This window comes from Thalassotalea agariperforans (assembly GCF_053470345.1).
The window spans coordinates 538,862-557,355 of the sequence record NZ_JBQMWH010000001.1 but is presented as its reverse complement, the minus strand read 5'-3'; the positions used below and the strand labels follow the sequence as shown (position 1 = coordinate 557,355).

10 protein-coding genes are annotated in these 18,494 nt (G+C 37.8%); 6 read left to right on the top strand and 4 right to left on the bottom strand.

Features of this window, described 5'->3' with window-relative positions:
• Positions 1–343 precede the first annotated feature (343 nt).
• On the bottom strand, positions 344–2,770 hold the full coding sequence (locus ACSLUO_RS02445) for a GH36-type glycosyl hydrolase domain-containing protein (protein WP_448245873.1): 2,427 nt from the start codon (positions 2,768–2,770) through the stop codon (positions 344–346).
• 1 nt (position 2,771) lies between these two features.
• Complete coding sequence (locus tag ACSLUO_RS02440) at positions 2,772–4,157, bottom strand: MFS transporter (protein ID WP_448245871.1); 1,386 nt, start codon at positions 4,155–4,157, stop codon at positions 2,772–2,774.
• Between the two features lie 480 nt (positions 4,158–4,637).
• Here ACSLUO_RS02440 and ACSLUO_RS02435 point away from each other — a divergent pair, with 480 nt between their 5' ends.
• From ACSLUO_RS02435 to ACSLUO_RS02420, 4 genes are all read left to right on the top strand, one after another.
• Positions 4,638–7,718 carry a TonB-dependent receptor gene (locus ACSLUO_RS02435; RefSeq protein ID WP_448245869.1) on the top strand — a complete coding sequence of 1,027 codons (3,081 nt, stop codon included), beginning with the start codon at positions 4,638–4,640 and terminating at the stop codon, positions 7,716–7,718.
• A 269-nt stretch (positions 7,719–7,987) separates the two neighbouring features.
• Positions 7,988–8,710, top strand: coding sequence for a SapC family protein (locus tag ACSLUO_RS02430; RefSeq protein WP_448245867.1), 723 nt, complete (start codon positions 7,988–7,990; stop codon positions 8,708–8,710).
• 11 nt (positions 8,711–8,721) lie between these two features.
• Positions 8,722–10,218, top strand: a complete 1,497-nt coding sequence (locus tag ACSLUO_RS02425; protein ID WP_448245865.1) for a tryptophan halogenase family protein — start codon at positions 8,722–8,724, stop codon at positions 10,216–10,218.
• Positions 10,219–10,229: 11 nt separating this feature from the next.
• Complete coding sequence (locus tag ACSLUO_RS02420; protein WP_448245863.1) at positions 10,230–10,907, top strand: class I SAM-dependent methyltransferase; 678 nt, start codon at positions 10,230–10,232, stop codon at positions 10,905–10,907.
• Between the two features lie 120 nt (positions 10,908–11,027).
• On the opposite strand, the gene ACSLUO_RS02415 is transcribed toward ACSLUO_RS02420, so the two are convergent.
• Both ACSLUO_RS02415 and ACSLUO_RS02410 read right to left on the bottom strand, forming a co-directional pair.
• The gene (locus tag ACSLUO_RS02415) at positions 11,028–12,596 is read right to left on the bottom strand and encodes a tryptophan halogenase family protein (protein WP_448245861.1); all 1,569 of its coding nucleotides are present in this window, start codon (positions 12,594–12,596) and stop codon (positions 11,028–11,030) included.
• A 35-nt stretch (positions 12,597–12,631) separates the two neighbouring features.
• Positions 12,632–15,193: a glycoside hydrolase family 3 protein gene (locus tag ACSLUO_RS02410; RefSeq protein WP_448245860.1), complete on the bottom strand. Its 2,562-nt coding sequence runs from the start codon at positions 15,191–15,193 to the stop codon at positions 12,632–12,634.
• Between the two features lie 260 nt (positions 15,194–15,453).
• On the opposite strand from ACSLUO_RS02410, the gene ACSLUO_RS02405 reads away from it, so the two are divergent.
• Positions 15,454–16,782, top strand: coding sequence for a GH1 family beta-glucosidase (locus ACSLUO_RS02405; RefSeq protein WP_448245858.1), 1,329 nt, complete (start codon positions 15,454–15,456; stop codon positions 16,780–16,782).
• 57 nt (positions 16,783–16,839) lie between these two features.
• Positions 16,840–18,360 carry an MFS transporter gene (locus ACSLUO_RS02400; protein WP_448245856.1) on the top strand — a complete coding sequence of 507 codons (1,521 nt, stop codon included), beginning with the start codon at positions 16,840–16,842 and terminating at the stop codon, positions 18,358–18,360.
• Positions 18,361–18,494: the final 134 nt, after the last annotated feature.

Genomic DNA, 18,494 nt, shown 5'->3' with positions numbered 1-18,494 from the left:
AAGTGCTTTTACTCTAAAAAATTTATTTAAACCAACATAAATTAAGCATTCTTGAGATAATACGGTTATCAAATTTTCATTAACGGATAAGTTTTTTTTCTGAGGCTTTAATTCCTGAATGTACCTAATAAATATAGTCAGAAATAAAGAAAAAATTGCAGACAAAAAAATAAAAGTAAAAAATTAAATTTTTTTTGAACTAATTGAAGTGACGCCACTCTTATTACTTGAAAGAATTAATCTCCCTTAGTATTTCATGTTTTTTAAACGCATTTTTTAATGCGTTTTTTTTTGCTTTTTATTTAGAAGCGGTTAATACCATTCCGTATAAAGAAGTGCTCACTTAGAACGGTATGGTATAATTATCAAAAGGCAGTTCAATAATTAATTGATAACTTTTGCCCGCTTGAATACCAGTAATAAGGTGAGTGTCTAAACAGTTACCATCAAGAGTTACTTTAAGTTGCTTGCTAGTACTTGGCATAGCTACTTTTTTAATGACAAAATGAAAAGTTGCCTGCTGAAAAGTGCGAACGCCGCTGATGGTCTGCAATGACTTCGGCAGTTTAGGTTGAATTAACAAGTTGCCTTTTTCGCCCTTTAAACCACATAATTCTTCAACAATACAACGATAAAACCAGGCTAATGTACCAGTATTAAAAAGGTGGCTAGATTTACCCGCTTGTTCAGGTAACTGAAAATAAGCACCACGATAATAATTAGGGATATAAACCGGTAATTGACCACGGGTGACAGCATCATCAAAATTTGGGATCATCGCTTTTAATACTTCAAAAGCTTGTTGATGCTCACCGTGTTGGTACAAACTATAAGCATAAAAAACCGCGGCATGATTATAAACCGAGCCATTTTCAGAAACGCCTGGGTATTTTTGTGTTAATCGGCCAACATCTTCACGCATTTTGGTATAGCTTGGCGCTAACATCATAACACCATAAGGTGTCGTTAATTGTTCAGCGATACTTAAAAGCATACTGGCTTTTTGTTCATCGCTTGCTGATCCGCTTAATAAAGCCCACGACTGTGGATTTAAATAAATTTTACCTTCTTTATCATTTTTAATACCAAACACCACATCATCATCGGTAATACCACGAGCAAACCACTGGCCGTCCCATAAATGCGTTTGCACTGCTTGCATCATCGCTTCTGCCGCTAAACTATAGTGTTCAAGTTTATCAAAGCGTTGTTTACAATCGGCCAAATATTGCTGACAAATATCTCGCCAGCAATTAATGGCATAAATTGTCGCCAAAGTTAACCAAGCTGATACTCCTTTGCCTTTGTAACCAACCATATTCATCGGATCACACCAATCACCCTGCTCAATTAAACTGAGTCCACGATAATCTCTAGCTTGTAATAACCAATCAATGGCCAACTCAATATGCTCAGCAACCGTTTTTTTATCATCGCTGTCAGCAAAATTCAGCAACTCAGTTAATAAACCCGCATCATTGCTTTCATTTAAATATGCCATTAAACAAATTGGCAACCATACACAATGATCCGCATGTGGAACTTGGTTAATGTATTTAAGTTCGGCATTTTGATGTAATAAAATACCATCAGGCATAGCACCATTAACGGCTTGTTGTGATAAGGCTGTTAATATCGCTTGTCGTGCTATAGCTGGAGCAAGGTAAGCCATGCCCATATTATCTTGAATATAATTTCGGGTTTGTGGATCTGTGGTCAGGCGATTAACATCACCATGATAAAACATTTGCCGTGGTAACCAATGATTTACCATGTCATCGAACGCTTTATCATTACTATGAATAGTTAAGCAGCCTTTTGCTTGCTTAAGATAATTAACATAATTTAATTTAGCTTGTTGTAAACAGGTATTATTTTGTAAATATTTTGCTTTCAATTGGGCTATTTCAGCTTCATCTTTCGCAGGCCCAAATAAAAAATTAAAGCGACATGTTTGCTCCGGTACCAAGCCGCGTTGATATTGCATAACCGCCGCAGGTACTTCATAACAAGCGGGAGTATTACTTAACTGCTCAGTTTTTAAGGCATCTGGCGAGGTTAAACCGCCTTCACCTTCAAAAACATTTTGATTAGCCAGCCAAGCTGTTGGTTGTTCATCCGCTAGAAAAAAGGTTTTATCTTTAAGTTCTTTATTTTCAAAATATTGTTCTACCTTTTGATAAGTCGTGATGGCTGTTGCGACAATAGCATTTAACTGACGATGATAATCAGCCGATTGATTCATCCACGACATATAACCAATAGGAAAATAAGGATAAACACTAATATTACGTGGCTTATTAGATAAGTTAGTCACCTGACACGACCATATTTCAACAGCGTCGTCGGTAGCTAAGGTCAAGGTAATTTCTACACGTAGCGCTAAATTCTCAATCTGCCATGAAATTTCACTATCACTGATAATAAACTTGTATGAATCTAAATGCCCTTTAACAGGCTCATAAGGCGCTGAAAAAAAGTTATTATTATCTTCGTCTTTAATATAAAAAAAGCGTCCTGGATGATTAGCATAATAATGATGCTCAGGCTGCATGAAGGTTTTTGCTTCAATATTTGGCGCATAAGCATATTTAGCCGGCTCTGGCTGCATAAATTGTGCAACCGCAAAGCCACGACAATTCATTTGAATCATCATTTTTTTGTTCCACAAAAATCCAGCTGACTTAGGTAATAACGTTGGATCATGTAACTCAACTTGTGAATCACTGGCACCTGCATTAATGACAGTAAAAGGCATTGGCTTAGACATTTTATTTTCCTGAATCTGTGGCTAAATGATCACTGGCTGTCTTTCGCTCGGCAAGTTCACGCTGTACTTGAACAAGCTTGGCTTCGGTTAACGGGTAAAACCAAATAACTACCATGGAAATAAACGCAAAAACAGCGGGGATCAGGGTCATCAATAACACAATACCTTGCTCTGAAGCGCCGGTTTGCGCTTGATTAGCAACATAACCTAACGAAGCTAAAAGCCACCCCATCATGGCACCAGCAAAAGCACCACCAAGTTTTTGTGAAAAAGTGGCGGCTGAAAAAATCATCGCGGTGGCTCGTCGGCCAGTTTGCCATTCCGAATAATCAGCCGAGTCAGCATACATAGAAAACACTAAGGGTGATTTAGGGCCTAGTGCTAAACCAATGGCAATTTGCAAAGCAAACATTAAGGCAATTTGATCTTTGGGCACAAAATAAAAAACAACAGATAACACCGTCACTATGCCCATTAAAATCAACAATAAACTACGTTTATCAATAAACTTAGTTAACAGTGGCGTAATAGCGGCACCACACATTAACGACAACATATAGGCCATTGAAAAACTACCAATCAAACTTTCTTGTTCAACATAGTATTTAAAATAAAAAGTACCTGTGCTACCCCGTAAGGTGATTGTCATCATAATAATGAGCGCTAAAGTAAACAAAACTAGCCAAGGTTTATTCTTGGTTAGGTCTTTTATATCTTGGCTGATCGCCGTGTTTTGACCTGCCGGTGGTTTAATACGCTCTTTAGTGGTACTGAATGAAATGAAAAATAATAAAGCCGCTACCGCACCATATATTCCCATGGTTAATTGCCAGCCTAATGCTTCATCACCTTGCCCAAGATAGCCAACTAATTCAGGCGTTAAATAAGCAACAATACTACCGCCGGTAAACGCCCCAATAAAACGAAAGCTGGTTAACGTGGTACGTTGCTGCGAATCTCCCGTAATAACCCCTAATAATGCGCCGTAAGGAATATTAATAAAGGTATAAGCTAACATCATGAAAATATAGGTTAAATAAGCCCAAATTAATTTATTGGTTTCATTTAAATCAGGCACGGTAAACGTTAGCACGCCTGCTGCAGCAAGCGGAATGATCCCCCACAACAAGTAGGGGCGAAATTTACCAAAACGAGTTTCAGTACGATCAGCTAATGCCCCCATTAACGGATCTGAAAACGCATCGATTAAGCGAGTTACCAGCATCATGGTGCCAACAGCACCAGCTGAAATACCAAAAACATCGGTATAAAAAATAAATAAAAAAACATCAAATACCCGCCAATAAAAATTACTGGCGACATCACCGCAGGCATAACCCAATTTTTCTTTTAACGACAGTTTGGCATTTACTTCATTTAAGTTCATGGACTTTCCTAATTCTATTTATTGTTATTTAGGGATAACTATTGCTTCGGCTAGTGACTATCAAGCATTCATATTTTTTAAACTATTGACCGTATTGCTTTAAAGTAAAAAACAACAATGAAAGCGCTTACATAATAAACCTGTTTATGTTTTTTTTTCAACACATAATTAATATTAATTAAATGTTATTTAATCAAACACTATTCAAAAGTAAATTAAAGCCATTATTTACAAACAGTTAAAATATAAAAACTTATTAATTAAGATTATAAACACCACATTTTTTGAGAGTTAATTAACAATTTATTAAAATAAAACACAAATTAACTTGATCTTATTTAAATATTAACCTACGTTAATGAAAGCGCTTTCAAGGATTTTACATTCAAGTTTGTCGTTTTTTTTAAATTACATGTAAGCGCTTACAATGAAAATTATAAATAAATAGTCAAATGATTTGATCACTCGTGGGAGAGAGATATGAAAACAAGTACATTTAGAAAATCAAAATTAGCGACTAGTTTATCACTAGTATTAGGCGCAACCATTGCATCCCCTGGTTTTGCTGAAGAAACAAAAAGTGAACAGCAAATTGAAGTAATTGAAGTAACAGGGATGCGTTCAAGTATTAAAGAATCTACTCGCTTAAAACGCGATGCAACAGGTGTAGTCGATGCTATATCTGCTGAAGATATAGGTAAATTCCCTGATACAAACTTAGCAGAGTCATTACAACGCATTACCGGTGTTTCTATTGACCGTTCTAATGGCGAAGGTAGCCGTGTAACTGTTCGTGGTTTTGGACCACAATATAATATGGTGACATTAAATGGCCGTGCAATGCCTGCTACAGAACTCCCTTTTGGTGGTGGTCGAGCGAATAATCGTGCATACGACTTTCAAAACCTATCTTCAGACGCGGTCAAGTCGGTTGAAGTGTATAAAACGGGTCGAGCCGATATTGCAACAGGCGGTATTGGTGCATCAATTAATATCAACACAGCTAAACCATTAGATAAACCAGGTTTACATGCGAGTATTGGTGGTAAAGCTTTATTCGATACATCAGTACGTGATGGTGTGAGAGATTTAAATGATAAGGTAACCCCTGAGCTTTCTGGTTTAATTAGCTGGACGGATGAAGAAGAAGTATTTGGTGCTTCATTTACCGGTAGTTTCTCTGAGCGTCATAGTAGCCAAACGGGCGCTGAAGTTAACGCTTGGCGAAATCGTACATTTTCAGATTTAGATGGTGATGGTGATCCCGACATTAACCGAGAAGTTGAAGAAGCCTATGTTGAAGGCGGCGTTACTTATCCTGCAACTGTATACTCTAATTTACCTGCTGAAGGTACGGCAATTCAACTTCCTTCAGACATTGCCTATCGTTTAGAAGATACTCAACGCGAACGTACCAATGCTCAATTAACACTACAATATCGTCCAATGGATAACCTAACCGCAACCTTAGATTATACCTACACGGAATTAACTCAAGAGAAACAAATTTCTGATATTTCAGGATGGTATGACAGCTTCTTAGGCGAAGTAACCTTTACATCGGGTCTAAATCCAACACCAGAGCTATATTTTGAAAACCGTAATCAAAGTGCTCCTCGTGATATCGCTCTAAAACAAATTGCCCGTAATATTAAAACTGAAGATAAATCAATTGGTATTAATCTTGATTGGGATGTGAATGATTATTTTAATCTAACGTTAGATTACCACGACTCAAAATCTGAAAGTTTACCTACTGAAAAATTTGGTAATGATTTAACCGTTGGTATTGGTTCTAATGTCCATGCCGGCATTGGTGCTCGTTATCTATCAAGTGGCTTACCTGTTCAACTGGCTAATTTTGATGATTGTGATCCTCGTCCATCCACCCAAACTGGAAACGGCTATAACTGTAACGGTGTTTTAGATATTAACGATTTAGGCACAACGATGTTACAAACGGTATGGAATGAAAATACCAATGACATACAACAGTTACGTATTGATGGTTCATATGAATTTGATGAAGGCAGCATAGACTTTGGTATTGAATCTCGTGATATGAAAAACCATACCATTCGTTCTCATACCGGCAACCAAGCAATGGGTGGCTGGGGTGCTTCAAATGCAGGTGAATTACCGACAGCATTTTTAGATCCAATTGATTTTAACGATTCTTTAGATGATTACAAACTGCCAAGCGAAGCTTGGACACAGGGTTTCAGAGGTGATGCCAAAGAAATTTTATACTGGGCAGATACTCAATACGATCTAGTAACAGATAAAAACCCTAATAACGAAGTTGATTTGGTAATAGAAGAAGAAATTTTTGCCGCTTACTTCCAAATTAATTTAAACGGTGAATTAGGTGGAATGCCTTATCACGTAAGTGCGGGTCTAAGACACGAATCAACCGATTCAACATCAACAAGTGCATCAGCAATTCCGTTACGAGTTCGTTGGACAAGTAATAACGATACCTTAGTTGACCTTAGTGATGAAGTTTCGCCACGTTCAGTTAAAAATGAATATGACCACCTGTTACCAAGTTTTGATTTCGATCTAAATATTAAAGATGATTTAAAAGCGCGCTTTTCATACAGTAAAACCATTGCTCGCCCACAATATCAACAGTTAAGCTCTGCTGTAGCAATTACAGGAGGCCCTGCTGAACCAACAGTACTTGATCCAACAGCAACGGGTGGCGCTAGTTCAAATAACCCGAATTTAGTACCTCTTGAATCAGATAACCTTGATTTATCATTAGAATGGTACTTTGAAGAAACAAGTTATGTTTCTGTCGGTTATTTTGAAAAACGTGTTGATAACTTTGTTGGTAGTGGTCCAATTCGAGAAAATTACTTTGATTTACGTGATGCTTCCAATGGCCCTAGAGCTCAACAAGCAATCAATGATCTTGCGAATATCTACGGTATAACAAGCCCAACCAATACCGATCTATTTTCGATGGTTGCCGCAAATCAGCTAGGTGAAGCCTTGTATGCTAATGGTCATACCGATAACTGGTATGAAGAAAATGTTGACGTATTGCCAAATTCTGATGATCCACAAATGATCTTCTTATCACAATCACCGGTAAATAATAATGAAGCCAAAATTGATGGTTTTGAATTAGCTGTACAACATTTCTTAAGCGATACCGGTTTTGGCTTACAAGCTAACTACACCATAGTAAATGGTGATGTGAAATTTGATTTAGCCTCAACTGAAACCCAATTTGCGTTACTTGGGTTAAGTGATTCAGCCAACCTCGTTTTAATGTATGAAAAAGATGATTTATCTGCTCGTATTGCTTACAACTGGCGCGATGACTTCTTAAATGATGCGGCAATTGATGATTCTGAGCCTGAGTTTGTAGAAGCCTATAGCCAAATAGATCTCAGTGTGAGTTATCAGCTAACAAAAGAGCTGTCTTTATCATTTGCCGGCATTAACGTTACTGGTGAAGACGCTCGTCGACATGGCAGAACAAAAAATGCCTTGATCAATGCATATGAGTCGGAAGCGCGTTACGAATTTGGCGCTCGTTACACCTTTTAGACTTAGTAAATAAAAACATCATGAGCCCACCGAATAACGTGGGCTCTATTTTATTAACAATTTACCTAAAAGAATTTTTCTAAAAGAACCTACCTATGCGCCTTGATCATTTTGTCAATTCACTGTATTTGTAATATATACAATTACTTGCTTTATCAATAAACAACAAGCAAGCCTTTGTATATTCATCAATTCGTCATCACATTAAGCGCTGGTAATTATTTTAAAAAGGTTCTTAATTTCAAAAATAACAATAAATTAGGATAAACATGACAAATTACGTATTACTGAATAATAAAACCCACAAAGACATTAAAATAAATACCAATAAAAGCGTTAAATTAGGTAATAACATCAGCTACACATTAACGTTTCCAACCGAATATATTCATATTCAACGAGATTACCCTATTTTATTTAGTAAAAATCCCGACACTGGCGCATTTCAATCAGTGGTTTTATTTGGCCTTCGCCAAAATGAGAACCTATTTTTAAAACGCGGCACATGGCACGCATCCTATATTCCTGCGGTTATTGAAAAAGAACCCTTTTTAATCGGTCATGAAGAACAAAATGTAAATGGCGAAATCATCAACAACCCAGTTGTTTGTATTGATATGGATAACGCTAGAGTTAGCTATGATGAAGGGGAAGCAATTTTTACTACAACAGGTGAAAATACGCCTTACTTAAATCAAATAAGTCATCATTTAATGTTAATTAATACCGGTATTGAAACCAGCAAAAAAATGTTTGACGCATTCATAGCCCATGATTTGCTAGAAACCATAACCTTAAATATTGAACTCAATAATGGTGAAAAAATTTGCATTGATGGTAACTATACAATTAATCAAAACAAGCTATCAAAGTTAAGTGCTACTGCGTTAGAAGAGCTTAATTCGCAAGGTTTTCTGCAAATGGCATACATGGTAGTGGCATCTATCAATAACATTCAAAAGCTTGTCGATATGCAAAATAGTCGTTTGTAGGGAGCAGCGTAATGTCAACAAAAGCAATCAAAAATATTATTATTGCCGGAGGCGGAACTGCTGGCTGGATGAGTGCTGCTGCATTATCGAAACTTCTTGGCCGACAGTTTAATATAACCCTTATTGAATCTGATGAAATAGGCACTGTCGGCGTTGGAGAAGCAACAATTCCAACATTAGTAACTTTCCACCGCCTTTTAGGTATAAATGAACAAACATTTATGCGAGCGACTAACGCTACCTTTAAACTAGGAATTAATTTCGAAAATTGGAAAGAACCTAAACATAGTTATTTACATGGTTTTGGCCGTGTTGGTAAAGAATGTTGGGCCGGTGAATTCCAGCACTTTTGGTTGCATGGTTTACGACATGGTCATCACGCAGGTTTTGAGCAATATTGTCCTGAAGTACAAGCGGCAAAAGCAGGAAAATTTGCTATCACTGAAGAAAACCCTCTCAATTATGCTTATCATTTAGACGCTACGTTATATGCAAAATATTTACGAAAATTTAGTGAAGATTTAGGGGTAACCCGACAAGAGGGAAAAATAACTCAAGTTACCAAAGATCCTCAATCTGGCGATATCCGTTCACTTACATTAGCATCTGGGCAAGTGATCACCGGTGACTTATTTATTGACTGTACCGGCTTTGCAAGTTTATTAATAGAAAAAACATTACATACAGGTTTTGAAGATTGGTCTCACGTTTTACCTTGTGATAGCGCCGTTGCCGTGCAAACGGAAACTGTAAAAGAGCCTATTCCTTACACCCGTTCTATTGCCCATGCAAATGGCTGGCAATGGCAAATTCCCTTGCAAAACCGCGTTGGTAATGGCTTGGTTTATTGTAGTAAGTACTTAAGTGATGACGACGCGAAATTATTACTATTAAAAAATATTGAAGGTACGCCTCTCACCGAACCCCGTATTATTAAATATCGTACAGGTAAGCGAAGAAAAGCTTGGAATAAAAATTGTGTTGCAGTTGGTTTATCTAGTGGTTTTATTGAGCCATTAGAATCAACAAGTATTCACTTAATTATGTCAAGTATTCTGAGGTTGATCGTGCTGTTCCCATTTGAAGGACAGAAACAAAGCCTTGTTGATGAATATAATCAGCAATTTGATCAAGAACTCGCCCATGTGCGAGATTTTATTATCACACATTATAAGGTAACAAACCGTGACGATAGTGAGTTTTGGCGCCATTGCCAAAGTATGGAACTCCCTAAATCATTAGCTCACCGTATTCAATTATTTAAAGATTCTGCTCGTCTACAAGTAGCTGCCGATGAATTATTTCACATTGATTCCTGGTCACAAGTTATGATCGGGCAAGGAATATTGCCAGAACAATATCATCAAATAGCAAACGTAATGCCACAGGCAGAATTAGATCGTTTTTTAACCTCGTTAAAAAATAACGTGAAATTTAATGTTGATAGACTACCAAGCCACCAAACCTTTATTAATCAATATTGTTTGGCTGATCATAAATCACAATAGAAGTACTAATTATGCCAACTTTACAAGACTTTATAAAATGGAATGAAGATAAATGGGAAACCAAAAATTGTGAAATGTATTCCCAAACAAAAAACGATAATATTTGGCCTTGGTTTAGTAAAGAGCTAGACCTTGATGTAATTGAATACTTGGCCGAGCACAAAATAAGTTCTGGTAAAATTTTAGATTTAGGCACCTGTAGCGGTGCGCAAGCTATTGCTCTTGCAGAAAAAGGCTATGACGTGGTTGGCTCTGATATATCTCAAACCGCCTTAAATAAAGCCATAGAAGCGGCTAAAAACTTACCTAAAACCACTAAATTATCTTTTGTTATCGACGATATTTTAGCCAGTTCAATTGATGAAAAATTTGATCTTATTATTGATCGAGGCTGTTTTCATTCTATTTGCTGTATTAGTACCAAAAAATATATTGAAAACATTCAAAAACTACTTAAACCGTCAGGCAGGTTACTACTCAAAACCATGAGTTTAAAAGAACCTAGGTTTGAAATGTATGATGAGTTTGCAGGCCAAAAAATCCCTATGCCTTATCGCTTTGATAACGAAATTATTCACAACGTATTTGATGAAAAATTTCATATCGAAAAAGTCGCCGATAGCTTTTTTTACAGTAGCGTTATTGATCCACCCGCCAAAGCAATACTGACAATACTATCAATGAAATAAATGTTCATGAAATAAAGCTATTAAGCAGTTTATTTGCTTAATAGCTTATTGAATAGGTAACTTCATTTTGCTTAATAAGCAAAATAATTTAGGTTAGTTAACATGGTTAGAATTAACCACTTAAACTTTTTGCAAACCAAACTCTTTAATTTTATAAATTAACGCTCGATTAGTTAATAATGCTGCGGCATATCTTTGAGCTAATTGGGCATTTTCGTTAAAGAGCTTTTCTGCCATTTGATAATTAATATGACAACAATCCGTAACTCGTTCCGAGGTTTGAAACTGCATACCATATAAAATATATTGCCAACTTGCTGCGGGGAATATTTCATCAATTTGAGAAAAATCTTCTGTGCTTGGTGGTTGATATCGCCATAAGCTTAACAAAGTAACTAAACTTTCAGGGATACTCGTCTCTGCCCTATTATCATGCCAATAATCGCCCTTTCTTTGGCTCAACACATAATGTAATTTAAGAAATTCAATAATACGTTGCCAGCGGTATAAGAACTTTTCATTATAACGCTTCGCCACCAGCTCCATAGCTTCTCTATTTATCGGTAAATCTCTGCTAATACTACTCGCAGCTAACTCAACCAAAACTAAAGCTGACGCCTCTAACGGCTCTAAAAATCCTGCTGACATGCCAACCGCGACACAGTTTTTATGCCAAAATTTAGCCCTGTGGCCTGGCCGAAAAGTTATTTTTCTAAAAGATAACGAACTCGCTATTTTTTTATTCGCTGATTGCTCAATGTATTGAGTTAATTGCGCTGCGGCTTGTTCATCGGTTTGATATTCACTAGCATAAACATGACCAACACCGCGCCTTGTCGGTAAGCCAATATCCCATATCCAACCTGCTGATTGGGCTGTAGAAAGAGTATAAGAGGCGATTGGACTATTATCTTCCACATAGGGTACTTGCACTGCCAGTGCAGTATCATTAAACAGCACATCTTTTTTATTAAGATATTCAATACCATAATGCTTGCCTATTAATAAAGACGCTAAGCCACTACAGTCAATAAATAAGTCTCCCGCTATATCACCCTGCTGTTTAGTGGTAACGGATGCGATATCACCACAAGGCTTAGTATTAATCCGCTCAACATGATCAACAACATGACGCACTCCTAAGTTTTCAATACAATGCTTTTGAATAAAATCAGCTAACTTAGTTGCATCAAGGTGATAACCGTAATTGGCTACTGCCGCATATTCAGGCGTGGTAATGAGTTTAGGGGCTTTATTTAAATCACATAAGTGGCCCTGAAAAGCAACGGTTTTATCAAATGCAACACCGTGTTTAAGCTTCTGCCAAGGACGAACTAAATCCGTTTTCTGATAGCCCTGAGGCAAAACAAAAGGATGAAAATATTGCTCATCAGGCTGCTCAGTTACCCAATTCACAAACTTAGATCCTTGCTTAAAAGATGCATCGCATTCTCTAAATAAATCAGTTTCAGAAATACCTATTTTATTCAGCGTTGCTCGCATCGTTGGCCAACTTCCTTCACCAACCCCGATTGATTTTACCTCTGGCGATTCAATCAGCGTTACTTGAATACCTGACTCACTGTTTGCTTTATGTTCAGCTGCAATAACGCCAGCGGTTAACCACCCCGCGGTTCCACCGCCAACAATTACGATCTGCTTTATTGTTCCGTCCATTTTATTGGCCATTTATGTTATCTCAATACTGAGCTAAATTTTTATTGTTATTGACAAGTTATATCAGATTTTTTTGCCTGATTGGGAATTAATACAACGTCTGCAATGGTTAACGAATATGGTGCGTTACTAGTAATGGTTAATACCGAGGTAACTTTCGACAAGTCAGCCCCTGCTTGTTCAAAACATTGTAAATCGATTAATAAGCTATGCCACTGCTCATCTGCTAAACCCGCTAATAACTTATTAAGACTCAACTCACCCTGACAATCGGTTTCACAGGTCATACTTGCCGTTAATGGTGCTCTTGGGGGTTCAGCAATTTTGATCGAAAACGACAAAGCAGAATTTACTTCTTTTAACGCCCGTAAATCTTCAGTGAAGTTACTGGTAAAACCGAATTGAGCTATTGCTGAACCGTCAAAATTAATCTCTAATGCGTCTTCTTGTACTTCTTTATCTGTGGTACGTAGATTAATCGCGCCCAAGCTTTGCACACTACTATTAACAAGCGCCCTATTGCCACCTGAGGTTAATTCTAAGCGCCACGGCTGTTGGACAGTACCGTTAAAAACTGACTGGGCTTTATTTAAGTTTTTATTAACGATAATAGTTTCATCTAAATTATCAGCTAAAACATTTTTATCGCCATACTTAAGGCCAAAACCATAAGGTAAAAGAGGGTCATAATCTTTATCAAAACGATTTATTTGTGTTTGCTGAGCAGTTTTAGGCCAAGAGTATGAAAGCTTGCCTTTAAAGTTATAATTAATCTCACCATTTTCCTTAGTAAATAACACATCGCTGATCCCTTGCCCTTCAGTGCCAGGCAACCAAACCGCAACAAAAGCGTCGCTAGCATTTAATTCCGCATTCACCCACATAGCGCGACCTGAAATAAACAAAGAAACTACAGGAATACCGTCACTTTTCATTTTTTTAAGTAAAGCTAATGCGCGTTTATTACCACGCTGAAACTCTAAATTATCACGGTCGCCATGCCCTTCGGCATAAGGCTCTTCACCAAAAACGACAATAGCAACATCAGGTTTTGCTGCATAATGTCCATCAACACTTAAAGTGGCAGCACCGCCATTATGTTCAACAACCTGCTTAATACCTTGATAAATAGAAGTAGCGCCAGGAAATTCAGCATTACTATTATTGGTGCCTTGCCAAGTGACTGACCAACCACCTGATTGTTGAGCTATATTGTCAGCACCCGCGCCCGCTACCAAAATATTTTGCTTACCTGAAAGCGGTAATAAATTATTTTTATTTTTTAATAGTACTAACGACTCACGCACGGCCTGACGTGCAACAGCACGATGTTCAAGTGAGCCAATTATTTCAGTTTTTCCTGATAACACCCTGTTTTTAGGGCTAGGTTTAGTAAAAATACCGGCTCTTACTTTTACACGTAAAATACGGCTAACCGCATCATCAATGCGTGCCATCGAAATTTCACCGGCTTTAACTTGTGCCACAGTATTTTCATATAGCGGTTTCCATGCCTTAGTTGCCACCATAAAAATATCTAATCCGGCATTAATCGCTTGTGGGCAACTTTCATTCGAACAACCTGCAACTTGTCCGTGACCATTCCAATCACCCACCACAAAACCATCAAAGCCCAGTTGTTTTTTTAACACATCCGTTAATAAGTATTTGTTGCCATGATTTTTTTTGCCATGCCAGCTGTTAAATGATGCCATCACCGATTGTGAACCGGCTTGTAGGCCGCCAACATAACCTTGGGCATGAAGATCAAACAGCGTTTGTTCGCTATCAATATTATCGCCTTGATCATCGCCACCCACCGTACCACCATCACCTAAAAAGTGTTTAACCGTAGAAATAACCCGTTCATCGCCTAAAAAATCTTTATCAACACTGCCCTGTAAGCCTTTAACAATAGCCGCTGAATACTCTCTAACGATTTCAGGATCTTCCGAATAACCTTCATACGTACGCCCCCAACGATCATCGCGTACTACCGCAACTGTTGGTGCAAACACCCAATCAATACCAGTAACCATCACTTCTTTTGCGGTAATAGCGGCAACTTGTTCAAGTAATTTCGGGTTATTAGCCGCCCCTAAACCAATATTATGGGGAAATAATGTCGCACCGATAACGTTATTGTGTCCATGAACAGCATCCGTTCCCCAAATGGTTGGAATAGTACTACCATCGAGTGAATCATCAATTGAAGCTTGATACATTGCTTCGGCTAAGTTGATCCAATCTTGTGCTGTTGCATGCTTATTGCCTTGTGGAAAAGAACCGCCACCATTTAAAAAGGAACCAAAACCATACTTGCGCATGTCTTCTGGGGTAATGTCACGAATTTCAGGTTGGATCATTTGTGCTACTTTTTGCTCAACCGTCATTTGTGCTAATAATTGGCTAACTTTTGCTTCAACATTAGGATCTTTTTTAACGTCAAAATTTAATACCGGCCAAATACTTTTCTGCTCAGTAGTACTAACGCGTGTCGTGCTATCAGTTGCCTTTTCTTTTACTGTCTCAATTTTTTGGCACGATGATAAGCCAAAAGTGGCAACCATAATTGATAAGACTGAATAAATTAACGGATTAAATTTCATAAAAAGTTTCCTTAATAAACTTTTAATTACAATATCTAACTAGAGCTATCTAAAGCGTAGAAACAAATAACGTGATAAACCAATGGCATTTATTCGTTATCTAAGAAAATCAGAGTAAAAGTATTGACCTTTGACTGATTAATCACTAACCTAAATGTAAGCGCTTTCATTCATTAGACATTAATAGCCGTTTTTTTTCAAGCTATTTGTAAGCGCTTACAATATTAACCCTATCGCTGTAACGAAAACTGGTATAACACATGACAAGATTATCTTTGCCTAAGAACTCTCCGATGCTAGAGAAAAAATTCACCTATGGTGTCGCGACGGCCTCCTTTCAAATAGAAGGCGGAATAGATGATCGACTCCCCTGTATTTGGGACACTTTTTGTGCCACGCCAGGAAAAATTGCCGATAATTCTGATGGCTCGCAAGCTTGCCAGCATTATCAACGCTGGCAAGAAGATATTGAGCTAATTGGCTCACTTAATGTTGATGCTTATCGCCTTTCTATTTCATGGCCGCGGGTAATGACCCTTGATGGCCAATTAAATAAAACCGGTGTCGATTTTTACCTTAATATTATTGATGCCTTAAATGCTAAAAATATTAAAGTATTTGTGACTCTTTACCATTGGGATTTACCACAACATTTAGAAGATCAAGGTGGTTGGTTAAATAGAGATACCGCTTACAAATTTGCTGAATATACCGACTTAATTACTAAAGCCTTCGGCAATAAAGTACACTCTTATGCCACCCTTAACGAACCTTTTTGCAGTGCCTTTTTAGGTTATGAAGCGGGTATTCACGCACCAGGGATTGTCGGTAAAGAATTTGGTAAAAAAGCAGCTCATCATTTGTTGTTAGCTCATGGCTTAGCCATGAAAGTGCTCAATAAAAATAGCCCAGATTCACTAAATGGTATCGTATTAAACTTTACCCCTGCTTATCCCGCTAGCGACTCAATAGCCGATATAAAAGCAACCAGCTTTGCCGATGATTATTTTAACCAGTGGTATATTAAACCAATTTTTGACGCACAATACCCTGAGATTTTGTCACAACTACCTGTTGAGCATCACCCGGACATTCAGCCTGGTGATATGGAAATTATTTCGCAACCGGTCGACTTTTTAGGCATTAACTTTTACACCCGCGCCATATATCAGGCTAGCGACAGTGAAATTTTTGAACAATTACCACCACCAGCACCATTAACCGATATTGGTTGGGAAATTTATCCTCAAGCCTTTTCTGCCTTATTGGTTGATTTAAATACCCGTTACCAGCTACCGCCAATTTATATTACTGAAAACGGTGCCGCCATGGATGATCAGTTAATTAATGGCGAAGTTAACGACCAAGATCGCATTGATTATTATCAAGCTCATTTAAATGAAGTGCACAATGCGATTGAACAAGGTGTTGTTATCGACGGTTATTTTGCTTGGAGCTTAATGGATAATTTTGAATGGGCTGAAGGTTATTTAAAACGCTTTGGCATTGTTCATGTTGATTACGACACCCAAGTACGTACGATTAAGGCCAGTGGTTTAGCTTATAAATCACTGATAACTAGAAAATAAAGTTATTCCCAGTTAAATTAATTGGTAGCAAACTTCACAACTATAAAGATAATAATAATGAGTAAATTACCGTTTTATGAAAAAGTCGGTTACGCCATGGGCGACGCTGCTGCAAATTTAGTATGGCGTGGTGCCTTAGCTTATTTAGCGGTATTTTACACCGATACCTTTGGTATAACAGCGGCCGCAGCCGCCATGTTATTTTTAGTTGTGCGGCTTTCCGATGGCGTCACCGATATAATTATGGGCATGATAGCTGATCGCACCAACACACCTTGGGGCAAATTTAGACCATGGATTTTATGGTCAGCCCCCGTATTAGGTTTGTTTATGGTGTTGTGTTTTACCACACCAAATTTAAGCGATAACGGTAAATTAGTTTATGCCTATTTTACTTATATTGGTTTAACCCTCGCTTATACCGTTAATAACGTGCCCTACTCAGCTTTAATGGGGGTAATGACACCAAGTGATGTTGAACGTACCAGTTTATCTGGTTTTAGATTTGCGGGCGCTTTTGCCGGTGGCTTATTAGTCATGGGCTTTTTACCTGAGCTGGTTGCTTACTTTGGTGAAGGTAACGATGCCATTGGCTATCAATATACCATGTATGTTTTTGCCGCGGTCTTAATTGCCTTAATGGTTATCACCTTTGGCACCACTAAAGAACGTATTACACCTAAAATAGACAAAACCACCAACCTAAAATCAGAGCTTTTTGATTTATCGAAAAACTTACCTTATATCATTTTACCGCTACTAGCGATGACGTTATTTTTCTATTTTCGTGATATTTATAGTGGCATCTTCTTTTTTATTGTCATGGGTGTCATGGCGGTCATCATTAAAAAATTATTACGCTTACCGACAGAAAATATGACCGGTACTCAACGCGATATGGTTGACCTGCTCACTAATAAACCTTGGTTAATTTTATTAGGTATGGGCTTTTTAACTATGATGTTTAACGGCATAAAATACGGGGTTATCGCCTATTATTTTAAATATCATGTCGGCAGTGAATTAATGGCTGGCCAATATTTTATTGCCTTATTAATTGTTTCTATCTTAGGTGCTTTATGTACCGGCTATTTAGCTAAAAAGTTTGGTAAACGAAATTTATTCATTGCCTCATTAATATTAAGCGGCCTGATCACCGGTGGTTTATATTGGGTGCCCAAAGGGGATATTACTTCTCTATTTGTTATCGGTTGTGCGGCCGAATTTTTTGCTGCCATGATGCCAACCCTCTTTTTTACCATGTTAGGCGATTCCGCGGATTATTCTGAATGGAAAAATGGCCGCAGAGCCACCGGTTTAATTTATTCGGCAGGTACTTTTGTGCAAAAAACGGGGGGTGGCTTTGCTGGGGCTTTAGTACTTGTAGTTTTAGCCGGTTATGGTTATAACGGCATGGATAAAAGTACCATTGAGGCTTCATTACCTGGCATGCAATTATTAATGAGTTGGATCCCTGCAGCTTTTGCTTTTGCTGGCGCGGCCTTAATGTTGATCTACCCATTAAGTAGCCAAAAAAATATTGAGATCAGCAATGAACTCATTAAACGCAGAGCTTAATTAGAATATTTGTCTATGTGGCTTGCCATTAGGTTTTATTAAAAAATGTGCTATATTACGCCGCTACGTTTACCTAGCGGCGACTTTGCTTTAAAGCGCCTAATAAAGCGTTGTTAGCAATGGATAGCTTAATC

Bases quoted from the DNA above. Each gene is read 5' to 3' on its own strand.
- ACSLUO_RS02405 (WP_448245858.1), top strand. From the start codon at position 15,454: ATGACAAGATTATCTTTGCCTAAGAACTCTCCGATGCTAGAGAAAAAA.
- ACSLUO_RS02440 (WP_448245871.1), bottom strand. From the start codon at position 4,157: ATGAACTTAAATGAAGTAAATGCCAAACTGTCGTTAAAAGAAAAATTG.
- ACSLUO_RS02415 (WP_448245861.1), bottom strand. From the start codon at position 12,596: ATGGCCAATAAAATGGACGGAACAATAAAGCAGATCGTAATTGTTGGC.
- ACSLUO_RS02410 (WP_448245860.1), bottom strand. From the start codon at position 15,193: ATGAAATTTAATCCGTTAATTTATTCAGTCTTATCAATTATGGTTGCC.
- ACSLUO_RS02435 (WP_448245869.1), top strand. From the start codon at position 4,638: ATGAAAACAAGTACATTTAGAAAATCAAAATTAGCGACTAGTTTATCA.
- ACSLUO_RS02430 (WP_448245867.1), top strand. From the start codon at position 7,988: ATGACAAATTACGTATTACTGAATAATAAAACCCACAAAGACATTAAA.
- ACSLUO_RS02425 (WP_448245865.1), top strand. From the start codon at position 8,722: ATGTCAACAAAAGCAATCAAAAATATTATTATTGCCGGAGGCGGAACT.
- ACSLUO_RS02400 (WP_448245856.1), top strand. From the start codon at position 16,840: ATGAGTAAATTACCGTTTTATGAAAAAGTCGGTTACGCCATGGGCGAC.
- ACSLUO_RS02420 (WP_448245863.1), top strand. From the start codon at position 10,230: ATGCCAACTTTACAAGACTTTATAAAATGGAATGAAGATAAATGGGAA.
- ACSLUO_RS02445 (WP_448245873.1), bottom strand. From the start codon at position 2,770: ATGTCTAAGCCAATGCCTTTTACTGTCATTAATGCAGGTGCCAGTGAT.